The sequence below is a fragment of the Winogradskya humida genome (genome assembly GCF_016862215.1).
Lineage (GTDB): Bacteria > Actinomycetota > Actinomycetes > Mycobacteriales > Micromonosporaceae > Actinoplanes > Actinoplanes humidus.
The window spans coordinates 11,620-28,140 of record NZ_BOMN01000144.1 but is presented as its reverse complement, the minus strand read 5'-3'; the positions used below and the strand labels follow the sequence as shown (position 1 = coordinate 28,140).

Genomic DNA, 16,521 nt, shown 5'->3' with positions numbered 1-16,521 from the left:
ATACGGTGTGTTCACCGGGGGTGCCGTATTCCCCTGTCAGCTGCCCCGGACCTCGGTGGCGCACCGGTTCTGACAAGGTGCCTTGGAGCAGCTGTGCACATCACCGACCCTTCCGGTATTTCGCAGTGACCGAGTTACTTCGATCCCCATATCTGCTCACTGCCGCGGCCGCCCACTCCGGGAGCGCGGTGGGTGTCACCGGCCACGACGAGAGCGCAGTGGGCGTCACCGGCGACGCGGGGATCGCAGTGGGCGTCACCGGCGACGCGGGCATCGCGGTGGTCGAGCTGGTGGTGTACGGCCGGTGGTCGCCGGTGCTGGCCGGTCAGGTGTCCGAGGGGCTGGGCCTGTGCCTGGCGGGGCCGTCCCGCGCGATCATCGTCGACCTGCACGAGGTGGATGACCCGCTCGGCGACAGCGTCCCGTTCTGGCGCGATGCCTGGCAGCGGGCCCTGCGGGAGGTGTCGCCGGTGCAGCTCGCGTTGTGCCTGCCCGTGGCGACGCGGTTGAACCGGCAGCTGGCACTTGCCGGGAAACCGGGACCGGAGGTGTACGCCGGGATGCCGCAGGTGCGCACGGCCGTCGCCGCCCGGACGTCGCGCGCCGACCATCTCCAGGCGCGCCTGCAGCCACTGCCGGCCTCGGTGCGGGCCGCCCGGGAACTCGTCAGCCGGGCATGTCTTGCCTGGAATCTGCCCGGGCTGCTGCAGGACGCGCTGCTGGTGGTGTCGGAGCTGGCGGCCAACGCCGTGGAACACGCCTGCACCGACTTCGTCGTCACGCTGTCGCGCACCGGCACCATGCTGCACGTCGCGGTGCGGGACGGCATTTCCTGGTTCCCCCGCCCACGCCACCCGGTATCGGTGGATCCGCTGGCCGTCCTCGAATACCGGGGGCGTGGGCTGCGTCTGGTGCACCATGTCGCCACCGGGTGGGGTGCGATGCCTACTCTCGGCGGCAAGGTGGTGTGGGCCTCGGTGGCCTAACGTAGTACGGTGAGATCGGCGCTCTTCCGCCGTTTTATCATGGCGGCCCGTGCCTCGCACATGGTGGTGAATCGTGGCAGGCGGTTCGTGTCGATGCGCCGCAGCCTGCGTTCCAGCATCGTCTTGCCCGGCAGACACAGTGCCAGCGCGATCGGTGGCCGTATCGCCGTGCAGGCCCGTCGCGTGGCGAGCCACAGCGCGAGGCTGGTGCCGTCGGCGTCCAGGAGCTCGCAGAGGTCGATGATCATGGCGCTGGGACGTTCGGCGAGCTGTTGGCGGATGCCGGCGGAGACGTCGGCGCCCAGCTCGTACGACCAGCGGCCGTGTACCCCGATCTCGATCAATGCCGTTGTTCCGCTGCTGGTGAAGGACGGAAGCGGGGTGTTGATCGCTTCGTTCTCAGCGGCCGGAAGGGGCAGGTAAGGAACGGTCATGTCGGCTTCCCTGAGGCACCGGGTGCGGATGTTCGCTACCGGGGTCCGGGGCAACGGATGGCGGTGATCGGTCACGACGCCACCTCACGAGAGTAGGCGGCTCGTCGTGCCGAAAGTAGACAGTTTGGACGGGTACGTAAGTATTGGTCTTTCGGTGGACCTCGGCTGAGGGAACCGATCAAGGGTGCTGCGTTCTAGGGAGTGAACGACAGGCGGTGGCCGAGGACGTCGGCGGCGGTGTCGTCGAGATGCCTTTCGGTGGCGTAGGCGTGTGCGCGCAGCCGGGCCAGCGCATCGTGACGGTTGCCGCCCACCTGCACCATGACCATGCCCACTGCCTGGTGGACGACGTCGCGGCGTTCGGGTGCGTAGCCCGAGTCGGCGTCAGCGGCTGCCGGGACGGCGTGCAGGAGCGCGCGGCCGGCGGCATCGGCGAAGCGAGCGGCTACGGCGGCCTCGTTGTCGTCAAATTGTCCGGCGCTGCTGCGGTAGAGGTCGAGCACGGCGAAGCGGCGACGGCCGGCGGTGATCGGCAGGGCGGCGACGGCCAGGGCGCCGGCCACGAGCGCGGCGGGGACGTAACCCGGCCAGGATGCCATGTGCACCGGGTCGCGCAGGTCGGCGACGAACACGGCGACACCGGTGTGGAACGCCTGGAAACAGGGTCCCTCACCATGTTCGAACTGCGCGTCCTCTATGGCGGTGCCTATGTCGTCGCTGGTGAACACGCTCCGGCGGGTGTTGACGCCGGTCAGGATGGTCACGGCCGTCCCGCTGATCCGCGGCAGCGCCCGCAGGCAGGCCTCGCCCACCTCGGCGACGGTGCTGCTGCTGGTCAGGGTGGCGAAGGCGGCATCGGCCGGATCGGGGTCAGCCACGGCCGGGCCTGCCGTCGATGGCGTTCGTGATGGTGTGTGGGCGTAGCCGCATGGCGGCTGCCTTCCCGAGCTGTCGGGTGCGCTGAGTCGCAGCGGGTCGAGTTTCACACGGACTGTGGCGTCGTCTGCGGGCGCCGACCACCGTACGCCTTCGCCTGACTGTGCAATGCGGGCGTATAGTCCCGGTCACCGCCCAAGGTGTCTCGCCTCGGCGGCCAGTCGCCCCGGGCCCCGGCGTCACGTGTACGTCCGCACGTTACCTCGGGAGCGTCATGTCGTCATTCAGCACCGTGGTTCGGCCCGCACTGAGTCGGCGTACGTCATGACCACTTTGTCCACCGGGCAGCTGTCGAAGATATTTGTGGAGGCCGCCGACACCCTCACCGCGGAGTTCAACCTCCGGGATTTCCTGCACATGCTGACCAAGCGCACGGCCGACCTGGTCGGTGCCGCCGCTGTGGGGATGCTGCTAGCGGACGAGCACGACGAGCTGCAGTTCATGGCCGCCTCGCAGGACAATGCCATGTGGCTCGAGCTGTTCCAGTTGCAGAGCCAGGAAGGCCCATGCCTGGAAGCGTTCCGCTCCGGCCATCCGGTGGTCAACGCCGATCTGCCGGCTGCGGGCGGGCGCTGGCCGCTGTTCGCGCCGCGGGCGGTGGCGGCCGGGTTCCAGTCGGTGCACGCTTTCCCGTTGCGGGTGCGCCGGGAGGTGATCGGGGCGTTGAACGTCTTCGGCACCGTGGTCGGCGCCGATTTTGACGACGCCGACGTGCCGATCGTGCAGGCCCTCGCCGACGTCGCGGCGATCGGGCTCCTGCAGCAGCGCGCGCTGCTGCGCGAGCAGACCCTGACCGATCAGCTGCAGCACGCCCTCGAGAGCCGGGTCATCATCGAGCAGGCCAAGGGCGTGATCATCCGTGCGTACGACGTGAGCCCGGACGAGGCGTTCACGTTGCTCCGTACCTATTCCCGGCGCAACAGCCGGCGCATCGCCGACCTGGCCCTGGCCATCGTCACCGACCCGGCCAACATCCCCGACCTCACCCGTCCGTGAGCCCAGGCCCTTCTGCAAGCCCCCGCCTTCCGTGAGCTTGGCAAAGCGACGTTCTTGAATGTTTGGGAGCGCTCCCGTAACCTTCGCGTAACTTCCTGCGACGAGGAGTCACGTGAAAACGCTGTCGCTTACCGGTAGTCCGGCGAGAATTGTCCTCGCCGCCGTCCTGATGATGATCGGCCTCGGAGTCACCGCCGGCCCCGCTTCCGCGGCCGCTCCGGCGCCCGCCACGGTGGCCGCCGGATATGCCCATACGTGTGCGATCCGCACCGACGCGAGCCTGTGGTGCTGGGGCAGCAACGCCAGCGGCCAGATCGGCGACGGGACGGCGGTGAACCGGACCACCCCGGTCCGCGTCGGCGCCGCCACCTGGGCCGGCATCGACGCCGGCACCAGTTACACCTGCGCGGTCCGCACGGACGGGACACTGTGGTGCTGGGGCAGTAACACCCGGGGTCAGCTCGGCGACGGCAGCACCGTGAAGCGCACTGCCCCGGTGCAGGTCGGCACCGCGACCACGTGGGCCTCCGTGAGCGCCGGGGACAGTCACACGTGCGGTGTGCGTACCGATGGAACGTTGTGGTGCTGGGGTTTCAACCGGCTGGGCCAGCTGGGTGACGGCGCCGTCGTCTACGTCCAGACCACGCCGCTGCGTGTCGGCACGGCGGCCACCTGGGCGAGCGTCACGACCGGCTTCGCACACACCTGCGCCACCCGGACCGACGGCACCCTCTGGTGCTGGGGTGACAGCTCATCGGGGCAGCTCGGCACGGGCACCCCGAGCTACCAGACGACACCCACGCAGATCGGCACCGCGACCAGCTGGGCCGGTGTGACGGCGGGGTACACCTTCACGTGCGCCACCCGGACCGACGGGACGCTGTGGTGCTGGGGTGACAACGGGTACGGGCAGCTCGGCGTCACCGGTTCCTACCAGGCCGCGCCGATCCAGGTGGGTGCCGTCACCACGTGGACGGGCGTCCGGGCCGGCTTCGACACGGCGTGCGCCACGCGTACGGACGGGTCACTGTGGTGCTGGGGCAACAACGCGACAGGGCAGATCGGCGACGGCACCACCACCCACCGGTACGCCCCGACCCGCGTCGGCACCGCCACCACCTGGACCAGCAACGCCGCCACCGGTTACCACAACTGCGTCATCCGCACCGACGGCGGGCTGTGGTGCTGGGGCAACAACGCGAACGCCCAGCTGGGTGACGGCACCACCACCCAGCGGACCGCCCCGCAGCTGGTGACGTTCCCGGCCTGAGCATCTGCCCCCGAGGGTTCACGTCGAGCGGCCGCTCTGCCCTGAGCGGCCGCTCTCATGCCGTTCTGTTCTGAACGGCCGGCCGGCCGTTTCGTTCTGAACGGCCGGCCATTCTGTTCTGAGCGGCCGGTTCACGCGGGCGGCTGGGAGTTACCAGATGCGGATGCGTGAGGTTCCGGAGGTGAGGGCGGCGACGGGGCCTGCCGCGGCGGGTTCGCCGGCCGGGCGGTGGGCGCCGGTCAGGTCCACGTCGATGACGGCCGGGCTGCCGTCGGGTTCTTCGAAGGCGGCATCAGCGAAACGTACGGGTGGCAGGTCGCGGCCGTTGACCGTGCTGACGCGTACCCGGTCGAACCCGGCCGGGAGCTCGGTCTGCAGATAGACCACGTCGTCCTCCTCGACAACGGTGACCGTCGCATTGTCGAGCCGGTGGGAGCCGGTCTCGCCGGTGAACGGTCGGGCCGCGGCGATGTGGACGTTGTCGCGGGCGTAGACCGGTTGCAGCACGTCGTGGAAGCGCTTGTGATCACCGGGCGGCTGCGCGGCGATGCGGTCCTTGTACTCCTCGAAGGACGCCGGGTGGCTGTCGTAGCCGGCGAGGCCGTACCCCGGGGTGGCTTCACCGTCGCCGCCGGTGCCGTACGCGGAGGCAAGATCGTCACCGGCGAAGATGTTGCCGATGTAGCGGTCGTCGCCGCCTCGGATCACCGCGTAACCGGCGACCTGGGTGCTGTGCGGCCGGTGGTACGGCGTGGCGCGGTCCATCACCGGCTCGAGGCGCAGGGTGCCCGCGAACAGGTTGCCGACGAAGGCGCCGCCCTGGCTGAACGACTCGAACGAGGCCCGCGACCCGAACACGTTGTGGTCGACGAGGTACGGGCCATGGCTGACCTCGACGAACAGGTCCCGGTTGTTGTTGTAGTAGACGTTGCGCGAGATCCGCGAACCCTGGGTCTGCCAGTCCAGCCAGGTCCCGAGGGAACAGTCGTGGATGCGGTTGTGCCGGATCACCACGTCGATGGCGGCGTGGAGTTTGATGCCGCCGATCTCGTACCCGTAGAACTCGCGTTTGATCGCGATGTTGTAGATGTGGTTGTCCTCGATGGTCGAGAAGACGCATCCGAGATGGCCCACGATGCCGTTCTGCCCGCAGTCGTAAATCGTGTTCCGGCGGATGACGTGCGACCCGATGTGCTCCCGGTCCCAGCCGATCTGCCGCGCACTGAACACCGACTCGAGCTGATACTGGTAACCGGGTTTGTCGCCGCGATCGGTCGCGTAGTTGTGCCCGGTCGACGCCTCCTTGCCGATCGAGATCGCCGAGCACTTCGCGTCGTGGATGACGTTGTCCTCGATGATCCAGCCCCTGGCCCAGTTCGGGCCGATGAGCCCCGGCTGATCAGCGGTCGGCGGCGTCCACGGGCTCGCGGCCTGGGCCAGCTCGAAGCCGCGCACGGTGATGTAGTCCAGGTGCGGGACGAGCGGATAGAACACCGATCGGCGTACGTTGATCTCGGTCAGCTGGGTGTTCGGATCGGCACCCTGGAAGTTCGCCCAGATCGTGGTCACCTCGGCGCCGACCTGCGCGTGCCACACCAGCGTGGTCTGCTCCGGATCCCGCACCTGGTCGGGCAGCGCCGTCCAATTGTCCAGCACCTCCTTGCGCAGCGGCGGATCGTCCACCGCGGCCCGATCAGCGACCTCGTAAAAGCTGCGCCCATTGAGATAGACATCGCCGAGATGCTTCCGCGGCGCGCCCTCGGGATAGACGATCCAGTCGCCGGCGACCTCCTCGGCAAACGGATTGAAATCCCCGAAAAGTGCATTCGGCACGGCGGCGCGCCAGACCGTCCCACCGTCGGATTCCCAGTCGGTGATCCGCTCGGAGCCCTTGATCACCACATGCTCACCGTCCGCCGCGGCATAGGTGATCCGCCGTGAATCACTGAGCCCGCCCCGGCGCGGCGTCACCCACTCCCGGTATTCCCCGCCGTGCACAACAACGGTGTCACCGGGCCGGGCCGTCGCGGCCGCCTGGTTGATGGTCCGGAACGGCCGCTGAGCCGACCCGTCGGAATCGTCGGAACCGGTGGTCGCCACGTGCAGGACAGAGGTCATGATCGGCAGGGCCCTTCTCACGCCTGGAAGACCCCGCCAACGTAATCTTCCGAAACATTCAGTGTCAACGCCGAAACATTTCCGAGAGTTTCGGCTGACCTGTTTCTCAGGCCGGCACCTTCGTCAGCACGACGTGGTCGTCGCGGATTTCGCCGACCATCGCGAATGCGGAGCGGTCGACGTCGCAGCAGAACGGCAGATCCACGGAGAGGTCGACGCGATCGGCCACCGGGCGATGAGCGAAGCTGCGGGAACGTTCGGCGACGCCATCCATGACTCCCGCGACCAGCCGTTCCCGCTCCGGCTCCACCCCCTGCAAAAGATCACTCAGATGCCTGGCACAGGCCCAATCCTCTTCAGTGCGCCCGGTGCACAGAATCGTCCAAGGCTCCCCACCATGGTTCGCCCTGACCCACCGCGCAGTAGCGCTGACATTGCGAGCCGATGCCGCAAGCAACGCCGTCGGCTCCAAACACCGCCCGAGCCCCACCGTGCCATTCGACGTCGCCTGAATCAGCCGCTTCCCGTCCACCTGCGCCATCGACATCTCGAACGGCGAATTCCCGAAGTCGTAGTCCACCGGCTTGAGCCCCCGGCTCTCCCCGGCCAGGAGCCGATCCGGGTACCGCCGCCGGAGCTCACGCCCGAGGTCGAGCGACGCCGCGCAGGCTATGTCCCGCACACCCCGCTCGAACGCGACAGCCGCCGTGGTGAAGGCCCGGATGACGTCGACGACAACGACCACCCCGGAAGAAATCTCGGCATCCATACCCACGATCGACATGATCGCGACCCTCCACCGCTGCCAAGCCGGCCCGCAACGGGTTTTCCTGCTGGGGCGGCGGAACTTTAACGGTTCACCTGAGAGCGCTCTCGGCCGTACCGTGGGCAGTGATGAACAGATCGAGGCCGACCATTATGGACGTCGCGCGGGTGGCGGGGGTTTCCCGTGCCACGGTGTCGCGCGTGATCAACAAAGCTCCCGGGGCCTCCGACCAGTTGCGGGCCCGGGTGGAGGCCGCCGTTGCCGAGCTCGGTTTCCTGCCCGACCCGACCGCGCGGGCCCTGGCGTCCGGGCGGCACCGGGCGGTGGATGTCGTCGCGTTCGCCTGCGGGCCGCCCGATATCCGGTGGCTGGGTGCGGATCCCTACTACAGCCGGGTGCTGTCCGGGATGATGTCCCTGCTGCAGGCCCAGGATGTGCAGATGCGCATCCACGCCGTCAACGGGGACAGCGGGCCCGGGGAGATCGACGCGATCGCGGAGCGGGTCACCGTCGGGGCGGTGCTCACCAGCCTCCCACCGGAGCTGGCGTCCCGCTTCTACAGTCGCTGCCGGCAGGTGGTCTCCCTCGTCGCGACGTCGCCGGTGGTCCCGGCGATCGAGGCGGACAACGCCGGCGGGACCCGGGCCGCAGTCGAGCATCTGTACGCGCTGGGCCGCCGCCGCATCGCCGCCATCCACGGCCCCAAGGACAACACCTGTGCCACCGCCCGCCGCGCGGGTTACCGCAACGCGATGGCGGACCTCGGCCTCCCGCCCATCGAGGCGCATGGCTACTTCATGCGCGAGAGCGGGCGCGCCGCCGCCCGCGAGCTCCTCGAACGCTGTCCCGACCTCGACGCCATGGTGGTGGCGAGTGACCTCATGGCCGCCGGCGCGGTCCAGGCCATCACGGCCTCCGGGCGCAGCGTCCCGCACGATGTCGCCCTCGTGGGCTTCGACGACAGCATCGCCGCGGAGTGCGCCAACCCGCCGCTGACCACGATGCGCGTACCGGTCGAGGAGATGGCCGCCGCCGCGACCCGCCTGCTGCTGACGGGTGACGTCCCGCCCGGTCACCGCCAGTACTTCCCGGTCGAACTCGTGCAACGGGAAAGCGCGGGCCACCGCTCGGGCTCTGCCTGATACTGGCCCGCATGGACGATGTGCAGGTCGTGGTTGCTCATTCCGAGCGGGTGACGCTGCGCGTCGGCGACGTCTTTCTCAAGGTGGACGGCGACCCGGCGCGCCTGGACGCCGAAGCCGAGGCGATGGCTGCGGCACCGGTCCCGACGGCCCCGATCCTGTGGCGCCAGCCGTCGGTGATCGCGCTCGGTGCCCTCCCCGGCCAGGCCCTCGGCGTTCTCGGCGAGCCGTCGCCCGCCTCGCCGCCGGTCTGGTCGCCCGCAACCGCGAGGTCGCCGGGGCAGCCTTCCGCCCGTTCGCCCCGGCGTTCATCCACGGCGACCTCCAGATCACCCACATCTTCACCGATGAGGACCGGGTCACCGGCGTGCTCGACTGGTCCGAGGCCGGCCACGGCGACCCGATGTTCGACCTCGCCACGCTGACCCTGGGGCACGAGGACCGCCTCGCCGACGTCCTCGCCGGCTACGGACCCGCCGCCGACCTGGCTGCCGTTCGCGCCTGGTGGTCGCTGCGCAGCCTCCTCAACGTCCGCTGGCTCGCCGGCCACGGCTTCGACCCGTTCGCCCCGGGCTGCGAGGTCGACGTACTCAAAGCCTGCATGTGACACCCGGCTGAGCCCCTCTTGTCAACGCCCGGCTGAGCCCTCTTGTAACCCCCGGCTGAGCCCTCTTGTAACCCCCGGCAGGGAAAGCGGCGCGGCCTAATCGCTGAAGCGGTGGAGCAGGACGGCCATTCGCCGGTCGTGGTCCTCGCGGCGCAGGCGGCCTGAGCGGGTGAGGGTCATCAGGCCGTGGAGGCTGGCCCAGAAGACCTCGGTGCGTACTTCGAGGTCGTCATCGCCGACGAGGGGGCGGACCGCCTCGCGGATCTCGCCGAAGCCCTCCTGCAGTTCGGCCGGCGTGTCCGGGCTGGCGAACGTCAGGTCGACGGCGCTGGTGAACATGGCCTCGTACAGGACGGGCCTGGTCTCGGCGAAGTGGGCGTATGCCGCGGCCACCCCGGCGAGTGACGTTTGCGGATCGGTGGATCCGGTCCGGGCCTCGCGCAGTTCAGTGGCCAATTCGGCGAAACCCTGGAGTGCCACGGCCGCCATGATGGCGTCCTTGCCCTTGAAGTGGCTGTAGAGCACCGGCTGGCTGTATTCGATCCGTTCCGAGAGCCGGCGGGTGGTGACGGCGTCCCAGCCCTCGGCTTCGGCCATCTGGCGGGCGGTGTCGATGATCAATCGCTCCCGCTCCCTGCGTTCGCGTACCCGGCGCTCCTGAATAGGCATGACAGGAATCCTAGCGGCACTAGCCGGGCTGTCGGTGCCATGTTAGTGTCACAATATATTCTAGCGATGCTAGCAAGGGAGTCATCATGCTCGAGACGGTCGCCTACGGCCTCGCCATCGCGCTCAATCTCTTCATCATCTTCATTGGCGTCAGGTTCCTCCTGGTGCCGCACGCGGCCGCGGCGGGTTACGGCGTCCCGGTCGAGCCAGGCAAGGGAGACGCTTTCCTGTCGGTCAAGGGCGTCCGCGACCTTACCTACGGGCTGGTCGGCCTAGCGCTGCTAGCCTTCGTGGGGGTGCAGGCCGAGGCGTGGTTCATGCTCGTCGTCGCCCTAGCGCCACTAGGGGACACCGTGATCGTCCTGCGCCACGGTGGCACCAAAGCCGTCGCGTTCGGCATCCACTTCGCCACGGCGGTCACCGTACTGATCAGCGCCGCCCTGCTGTTCGCCCTGTGACGCGTCGAAAACTCGCCGTTAGGTTGTGTGCAATTAAGTTGTGCACAACTTAATTGCGCACAACCTAACGGGCGCGGAGGGTTTCGCTACGGGGAGCGCGCGGTATCTGCAGGTGGTGAGGACATCGCTGTGAACGAGACGTACGAGTTCGTCGTGGTCGCCAACCGCCTGCCGGTCGACGAGGTGGTGGCCGCCGACGGGAGCCGCAGCTGGGCGCGGAGCCCGGGCGGGCTGGTCAGCGCGCTGCAGCCGATCGTGCGCGGCCATGGCGGTGCGTGGGTGGGCTGGACCGGTCAGCCCGGCGACGCGCCCGAGCCGTTCGACAGCGACGGGATGCACCTGCACCCGGTGGGGCTGAGTGCCGATGACGTCGACCGGTACTACGAGGGGCAGTCCAACGGCACCATCTGGCCGCTGTTCCACGATGCAGTCGAGCAGCCGACCCACCGCCGGCCGTGGCGCCAGGCCTACGAAGCCGTCAACCGCCGGTTCGCTGAGGCCGCCGCAGAGCTGGCCGCGCCCGGCGGCACGGTGTGGGTGCACGACTACCAGTTGATGCTGGTGCCGGCGATGCTGCGCGAGCGGCGGCCCGACCTGCGGATCGGGTTCTTCCTGCACATCCCGTTCCCGCCGGTGGAGCTGTTCATGCAGCTGCCCCGTCGTGCCGAACTGCTGCGCGGACTCCTCGGCGCGGACCTGGTCGGCTTCCAGCGCCCGCTCGCCGCGCAGAATTTCCTGCAGCTGACCGGCCGGCTGCTCGGGCTGGACCCGCAGGAGGACCACGTCGTCCACGATGGCCGCACCGTCACCGCCCGGGCGTTCCCGATCTCGATCGACGTCGACGAGGTGGAGAAGCTCGCCTCCGATCCCGGCGTCCAGGCCGAGGCCCGGCGCATGCGCAAGGAGCTCGGTGGTGACCGCCGGCTGCTGCTCGGCGTCGACCGCCTCGACTACACCAAGGGCATCGAGCAGAGGCTCGAGGCGTACGGCGAACTGCTCGCCGACGGCACCGTCTCCAACGACGACGTGGTCCTGGTCCAGGTCGCCACGCCGAGCCGGATGCGCGTCCAGGAGTATCAGGAACTGCGCGCCCGGGTCGAGCGCGAGGTCGGCCGGATCAACGGCGAGTTCGGCGCGGTCGGCCAGGTCCCGGTGCACTACCTCTTCCAGTCGATGAACCGCGAGGAACTCGTCGCGCTCTACCTCGCCGCCGACGTCATGGTCATCACCCCGCTGCGCGACGGCATGAACCTGGTCGCCAAGGAGTACGTCGCCGCCCGCGAGGACGACCGGGGCGCCCTGGTGCTCAGCGAGTTCGCCGGTGCCGCCGCCGAGCTGGAGACCGCCTTCCTGGTCAACCCGCACGACGTCGAGGACATCAAGCGCGCCCTCGTCGACGCCCTGAACGCCGACCCCGCCGAGCAGGCCGGCCGGATGCGCCCGATGCGTGCCCAGGTCCGCGGTCACGACATCGACCGCTGGGCTCAGGACTTCCTCGGAGCACTCGCCGACTGACGACGGCAGACCTGCCACGTCAGGAGGGCGGACGTGGCAGGGAGCTGTTCTGACCTGGGTTTTATTGCCTGCTGTTGGCATTTGCAATTTATTCTCACTTTCGACCTTGAGCGCGGCCGTCGATCGTTATGGTTTGCCTGGCTGATCTGTTGCAGGCTGCCCGATCCGTACCGCCGGTGCTCCCGGCAGACCCCCGAGGCAGCCCGGCGACCGTCGTCGAGTGACAGTTCCGCCGGCCTCTTTCACGACCCTCGACCCCGCGTCCCCGACGCCGGGCCGGTTTGTCGTGCCCGTCTTCTGTCAGGGAGTGCACCGTGTTCGGTAAGACCCTCGTCAAGGAAATGATCAGCCGCAGTGCTGAGAACAAAGCGGACCGCCGCCGCTTCCTGCAGAGTGCCGGAGCTCTCGGGCTCGGAGTCGTCGGTGGCGGCGTGCTCACCTCACCGGCCGTCGCGGCGCCTGCCCAGGAAGCCGCCACGGCCGCCGCGGCCGCGGCGGCGGCGCCGAGCGATGGAGCGGTGCTGAACTTCGCGCTGAACCTGGAATACCTCGAAGCGGAGTTCTACCTGCACGCCGTGAACGGTGAAGGGCTCGCCGACAACTTCACCACTGGCAAGGGCACCCGGGGCGGCGTGACCGGTGGCCGGGCGGTCAAGTTCGACACTCCCGCGATCCGGCAGTACGCCCAGGAGATCGCGAACGACGAGCGCGCGCACGTGAACTTCCTGCGCGGGGCCCTGGGCAAGGCCGCGGTGTCGCGCCCCTCGATCAACATTCGTGACAGCTTCACGGCGGCAGCCCGCGCCGCCGGTGTCATCGGTGCCACTGAGACGTTCGACCCGTACGCCAACGAGAACAACTTCCTGCTGGCGGCGTACCTGTTCGAGGATGTCGGCGTCACCGCGTACAAGGGCGCTGCCCCGCTGATCACCAACAAGACCTACCTGGAGGCCGCAGCCGGCATCCTGGCCGTCGAGGCGTATCACGCCGCGACCATCCGCACGTCGCTGTTCGAGAAGGACATGGCCGCGACCGTGGCGAAGCTGTCCGCCGCGCGCGATTCGCTGGACGGCAGGACGGACCTCGACCAGGGCATCACCGCCAACGGACGGGCCAACATCAACCCGACGAACAAGAGCGGCATCGCCTACAGCCGTACCCCGGGGCAGGTGCTCAACATCGTGTACCTGAACCCGGGCAAGGTCAGCAAGGGCGGCTTCTACCCCAAGGGCCTCAACGGTGACGTACGGGTCAGCGGCTGACGCCGTACCTGTAGCGCGGACATTCATCGTCGCCCGAGGAGGGACAGCTTCGTGACCCGGACATCACCACCGCCGCTGATCACGGGGCCCCTCCCCGGGCGGCTCACCCCGGCGGCGAAGAACCTGCGTATCGCGACGGCGCTGGGGCCGGCGTTCGTCGCGGCGATCGCCTATCTCGACCCCGGCAACTTCGCCACCAACTTCGCCGCCGGGTCCAGCACCGGCTACCGGCTGGTCTGGGTGGTGGTGCTCGCGAACGTCGTCGCCATGCCGATCCAGTACCTCGCCGCGAAGCTCGGCATCGTCACCGGGCAGAGCCTGCCGCAGCTGTGCCGCGCCACGATGGGCCGCCGCAGCCGGTGGGTCATGTGGGGCCAGGCCGAGATCGTCGCCATGGCCACCGACCTGGCCGAATTCGTCGGCGCCGCCATCGGCCTCAACCTGCTCTTCGGCATGCCCCTGCCGCTCGCCGCGGTCATCACGGCCGTCCTCGCCTTTGCGATCCTCGCGTTCCAGCGTCGCGGGCACCGGCCGTTCGAGCTGGCCGTCGGGGCGATGCTCGCCCTCATCTGCGCCGGTTTCCTCTACACGACCCTGCGCATTCCGCCGTCGGCCACCGGGGTGCTGGGCGGCCTGATCCCGAACTTCGCCGGAGACGACACCCTGCTTCTCGCCGTCGGCATCATCGGTGCGACCGTCATGCCGCACGCCATCTACCTGCACTCCGGGCTGATGAGCAACCGGGTCGGGGTGGCCGGCGACACCTGCCGCACGAAGATGCTGCACTTCGCCCGGCTCGACATCGGCATCGCGATGGGAATCGCCGGTCTCGTCAATCTCAGCATGCTGGCCGTCGCCGCGAAGCTCTTCTACGGCGGTCCCGGCACACCGGCGATCGGTCTCGGCGAGGTCCACAACCGGTTCGCGGAGACGATCGGCGGCAGCGTCGCCCTCGCGTTCGCCGCCGCATTGCTGGCCTCCGGGATCTCGTCGTCCAGCGTCGGCACGGCCGCCGGTCAGATCATCATGGACGGCTTCCTGAATCTGCGCATCGCGACCTGGCTGCGCCGTGCCATCACCATGACCCCGGCCGTCGTACTCCTGATGTCCGGGCTCGACCCCACCAAAGCGCTCGTGCTGAGCCAGGTGACCCTGTCGTTCGGCATCCCGTTCGCACTCGGCGCGCTGCTGTGGCTCACCAGCCGCCGCGACATCATGGGCGAGCACGTCAACACCCGGACCATGACCGCCGGTATGGCCGCCGTGGTGGCCGTGCTCAGCGGCCTCAACCTCATGCTGCTCGGCCAGCAACTGACTACCTGGCTCACCTGAGGCAGGTCGCCTGGCTCAGGTGAGGCAGGGACCCGTCAGACCTCGACCCGGGAACCCATGATGACCGTACGGTCGCGGGGGAGCCCGAAGTAGTCGGCGGCGTCCGCGGTGGCGTGGGCGGTGGCCATGAACAGCCGTTTGCGCCAGGTGGCCATCGTCGGGGAGTCGCCGGGACGCAGCTCGATCTTCGACAGGAAGTAGGACGCCTCGTCGAGGTCGAGCTGGCCCTCGGTGGTCCCGGGGTCGAGCAGGGCGAGTGCGGCGGGGACGTTCGGGGCCTCGAGGTATCCGTAGCGGACGATGACGTGGAAGATGCCGTCGTGGGCGTAGCCGAGGTCGTCGATGACGATGCGATCCTGCTGCGGGACCCGGGGCACGGGTTCGGTCTCGAGCGACATGATGACGACGTGTTCGTGGCGGACATGGTTGTGTTCGACGTTGGCCCGCATCGCGAGCGGTGCGGTGAGCTTGCCGCGGTTGAGGAAGACGGCGGTGCCGGGGACCCGCTGGGTGGCGCACGTACCGTCGCGGATCTGGTCGATGAATTCGCGGAGCGGGCCTTCGAGGCGTTCCCGCTCGGCCGTGATGATCCGGCGACCCCGCTGCCAGGTCGTCATCAGGGTGAACGCGGTCAGGGCGATGGCCAGCGGCAGCCACGCGCCGTGCACCAGCTTGGTGAGGTTGGCGGCGACGAACAACAGATCGACCAGGAGCAGCAGGACCGCGCCGCCGCCGATCAGCCAGAGCGGGGCGCCCCAGCGTTTGCGGGCGACGTAGAGGCTCAGCAGCGTGGTGATGGTGATCGTTCCGGTCACGGCCATGCCGAACGCGTACGCCAGGGCGGCCGAGCTGCGGAACGCGAAGACGAGGGTGAGGACGGAGACCAGCAGCAGCCAGTTGATCCACGGCACGTAGATCTGGCCGATGGACGACTCGGAGGTGTGGGCGATGCGCAGGCGGGGGAGGTAGCCGAGCTTGCCGGCCTGGGAGGCGACCGAGAACGCCCCGGTGATGACGGCCTGGGAGGCGATCACGGTGGCGGCGGTGGCCAGCAGGACCAGCGGCAGGCGGGCCCAGCCGGGTGCGAGCAGGAAGAACGGGCTGCCGACGTTGGCCTGGTCCTTGAGGATCAGGGCGCCCTGGCCGAGGTAGCTGAGGGTGCAGGCGGGCAGCACGAGGAACAGCCAGCCGCGGGTGATCGAGCGGCGGCCGAAGTGGCCCATGTCGGCGTAGAGCGCCTCCGCGCCGGTGACCGCGAGCACGATGGCGGCGAGGGCGAAGAAGGCGATGCCGAAATGCCCGGCGAGGAACCCGGCGGCGTAGGTGGGCGACAGTGCCTTGAGGATCTGCGGTTCCGAGGTGATGCCGGTGATCCCGAGCGCGCCGATGGCCAGGAACCAGGCGATCATCACGGGTCCGAAGACGCGGCCGACGGCGGCGGTGCCCCGGCGCTGGACGGTGAACAGCAGCACGATGATGACCGCGGTGATCGGGACGACCCAGGAGTCGAACGACGGCTCGACGATCTTGAGCCCCTCGACGGCCGACAGCACGGAGATCGCCGGTGTGATCATGCTGTCGCCGAAGAACAGGGAGGCGCCGAAGATGCCCACCGCGGCGAGCAGCGCGGCGGTCCGGCGGCCCGGGGCGGCGGCCTGGCGGCGCAGCAGCGCGATGAGGGCCATGATGCCGCCCTCGCCGTCGTTGTCGATGCGCAGGGCGAGCAGTATGTAGGTCACGGTGACGATGATCATCACGGACCAGAAGATGAGCGACACGACGCCGTACACGTTGTCTGCGCTGACCGGGACGGGGTGCGGGTCGTCCGGGCTGAACACGGTCTGCAGCGTGTAGATCGGGCTCGTCCCGATGTCCCCGAACACCACACCCAGTGCGCCGACGATCACTGCCAGTCGCACACTGTCGTGCCGATGCGGTGTCGCCTGCTGGACGTCAGCCACGGCAGGGTCCCTTCTTGGTGCGGCGAGCAGTGGAGTTGATCCCCAGCCGCGTCGGCGAGACCCTACCCG

15 protein-coding genes are annotated in these 16,521 nt (G+C 69.0%); 9 read left to right on the top strand and 6 right to left on the bottom strand.

From position 1 onward, the window contains the following. Nucleotides 1-125: 125 nt before the first annotated feature. On the top strand, nucleotides 126-986 hold the full coding sequence (locus tag Ahu01nite_RS47530) for an ATP-binding protein (RefSeq protein WP_203843367.1): 861 nt from the start codon (nucleotides 126-128) through the stop codon (nucleotides 984-986). Here the strand turns inward: Ahu01nite_RS47530 and Ahu01nite_RS47525 are convergent. Both Ahu01nite_RS47525 and Ahu01nite_RS47520 read right to left on the bottom strand, forming a co-directional pair. Then, nucleotides 983-1,420 carry a hypothetical protein gene (locus Ahu01nite_RS47525; RefSeq protein WP_203843366.1) on the bottom strand — a complete coding sequence of 146 codons (438 nt, stop codon included), beginning with the start codon at nucleotides 1,418-1,420 and terminating at the stop codon, nucleotides 983-985. The two genes, Ahu01nite_RS47530 and Ahu01nite_RS47525, sit on opposite strands and share 4 nt — an antisense overlap. Nucleotides 1,421-1,614: 194 nt before the next feature. Further along, nucleotides 1,615-2,298, bottom strand: a complete 684-nt coding sequence (locus tag Ahu01nite_RS47520; RefSeq protein ID WP_203843365.1) for a GAF and ANTAR domain-containing protein — start codon at nucleotides 2,296-2,298, stop codon at nucleotides 1,615-1,617. Nucleotides 2,299-2,620: 322 nt separating this feature from the next. On the opposite strand from Ahu01nite_RS47520, the gene Ahu01nite_RS47515 reads away from it, so the two are divergent. Both Ahu01nite_RS47515 and Ahu01nite_RS47510 read left to right on the top strand, forming a co-directional pair. Next, nucleotides 2,621-3,352 carry a GAF and ANTAR domain-containing protein gene (locus tag Ahu01nite_RS47515; protein WP_203843364.1) on the top strand — a complete coding sequence of 244 codons (732 nt, stop codon included), beginning with the start codon at nucleotides 2,621-2,623 and terminating at the stop codon, nucleotides 3,350-3,352. A gap of 169 nt (nucleotides 3,353-3,521) precedes the next feature. Then, on the top strand, nucleotides 3,522-4,622 hold the full coding sequence (locus tag Ahu01nite_RS47510) for an RCC1 domain-containing protein (protein WP_203843397.1): 1,101 nt from the start codon (nucleotides 3,522-3,524) through the stop codon (nucleotides 4,620-4,622). Nucleotides 4,623-4,772: 150 nt separating this feature from the next. Here the strand turns inward: Ahu01nite_RS47510 and Ahu01nite_RS47505 are convergent, their stop codons facing one another. Together Ahu01nite_RS47505 and Ahu01nite_RS47500 are read right to left on the bottom strand one after the other, a co-directional pair. Further along, nucleotides 4,773-6,740, bottom strand: coding sequence for a right-handed parallel beta-helix repeat-containing protein (locus Ahu01nite_RS47505; RefSeq protein ID WP_203843363.1), 1,968 nt, complete (start codon nucleotides 6,738-6,740; stop codon nucleotides 4,773-4,775). 106 nt (nucleotides 6,741-6,846) lie between these two features. Continuing rightward, a complete protein-coding gene (locus Ahu01nite_RS47500; protein WP_203843362.1) occupies nucleotides 6,847-7,524 on the bottom strand; it encodes a 2-phosphosulfolactate phosphatase in 678 nt (225 codons plus the stop codon). 110 nt (nucleotides 7,525-7,634) lie between these two features. Here Ahu01nite_RS47500 and Ahu01nite_RS47495 point away from each other — a divergent pair, with 110 nt between their 5' ends. Further along, nucleotides 7,635-8,648 carry a LacI family DNA-binding transcriptional regulator gene (locus tag Ahu01nite_RS47495; RefSeq protein ID WP_203843361.1) on the top strand — a complete coding sequence of 338 codons (1,014 nt, stop codon included), beginning with the start codon at nucleotides 7,635-7,637 and terminating at the stop codon, nucleotides 8,646-8,648. Nucleotides 8,649-8,808: 160 nt separating this feature from the next. Continuing rightward, nucleotides 8,809-9,255, top strand: coding sequence for a phosphotransferase (locus Ahu01nite_RS47490; protein WP_239159726.1), 447 nt, complete (start codon nucleotides 8,809-8,811; stop codon nucleotides 9,253-9,255). Between the two features lie 96 nt (nucleotides 9,256-9,351). On the opposite strand, the gene Ahu01nite_RS47485 is transcribed toward Ahu01nite_RS47490, so the two are convergent. Continuing rightward, nucleotides 9,352-9,924: a TetR/AcrR family transcriptional regulator gene (locus Ahu01nite_RS47485; protein ID WP_203843360.1), complete on the bottom strand. Its 573-nt coding sequence runs from the start codon at nucleotides 9,922-9,924 to the stop codon at nucleotides 9,352-9,354. Nucleotides 9,925-10,010: 86 nt separating this feature from the next. Here Ahu01nite_RS47485 and Ahu01nite_RS47480 point away from each other — a divergent pair, with 86 nt between their 5' ends. The 4 genes from Ahu01nite_RS47480 (at nucleotide 10,011) to Ahu01nite_RS47465 (ending at nucleotide 14,491) form a co-directional block, all read left to right on the top strand. Then, nucleotides 10,011-10,382, top strand: a complete 372-nt coding sequence (locus Ahu01nite_RS47480) for a DUF4267 domain-containing protein (protein WP_203843359.1) — start codon at nucleotides 10,011-10,013, stop codon at nucleotides 10,380-10,382. A gap of 129 nt (nucleotides 10,383-10,511) precedes the next feature. Next, on the top strand, nucleotides 10,512-11,897 hold the full coding sequence (locus Ahu01nite_RS47475; RefSeq protein WP_239159725.1) for an alpha,alpha-trehalose-phosphate synthase (UDP-forming): 1,386 nt from the start codon (nucleotides 10,512-10,514) through the stop codon (nucleotides 11,895-11,897). A gap of 314 nt (nucleotides 11,898-12,211) precedes the next feature. Beyond that, complete coding sequence (locus Ahu01nite_RS47470; RefSeq protein ID WP_239159724.1) at nucleotides 12,212-13,159, top strand: ferritin-like domain-containing protein; 948 nt, start codon at nucleotides 12,212-12,214, stop codon at nucleotides 13,157-13,159. Nucleotides 13,160-13,210: 51 nt separating this feature from the next. Beyond that, complete coding sequence (locus Ahu01nite_RS47465; protein ID WP_239159723.1) at nucleotides 13,211-14,491, top strand: Nramp family divalent metal transporter; 1,281 nt, start codon at nucleotides 13,211-13,213, stop codon at nucleotides 14,489-14,491. A gap of 35 nt (nucleotides 14,492-14,526) precedes the next feature. Here the strand turns inward: Ahu01nite_RS47465 and Ahu01nite_RS47460 are convergent, their stop codons facing one another. Further along, complete coding sequence (locus Ahu01nite_RS47460) at nucleotides 14,527-16,452, bottom strand: potassium transporter Kup (RefSeq protein WP_203843358.1); 1,926 nt, start codon at nucleotides 16,450-16,452, stop codon at nucleotides 14,527-14,529. Between the last annotated feature and the right edge of the window lie 69 nt (nucleotides 16,453-16,521).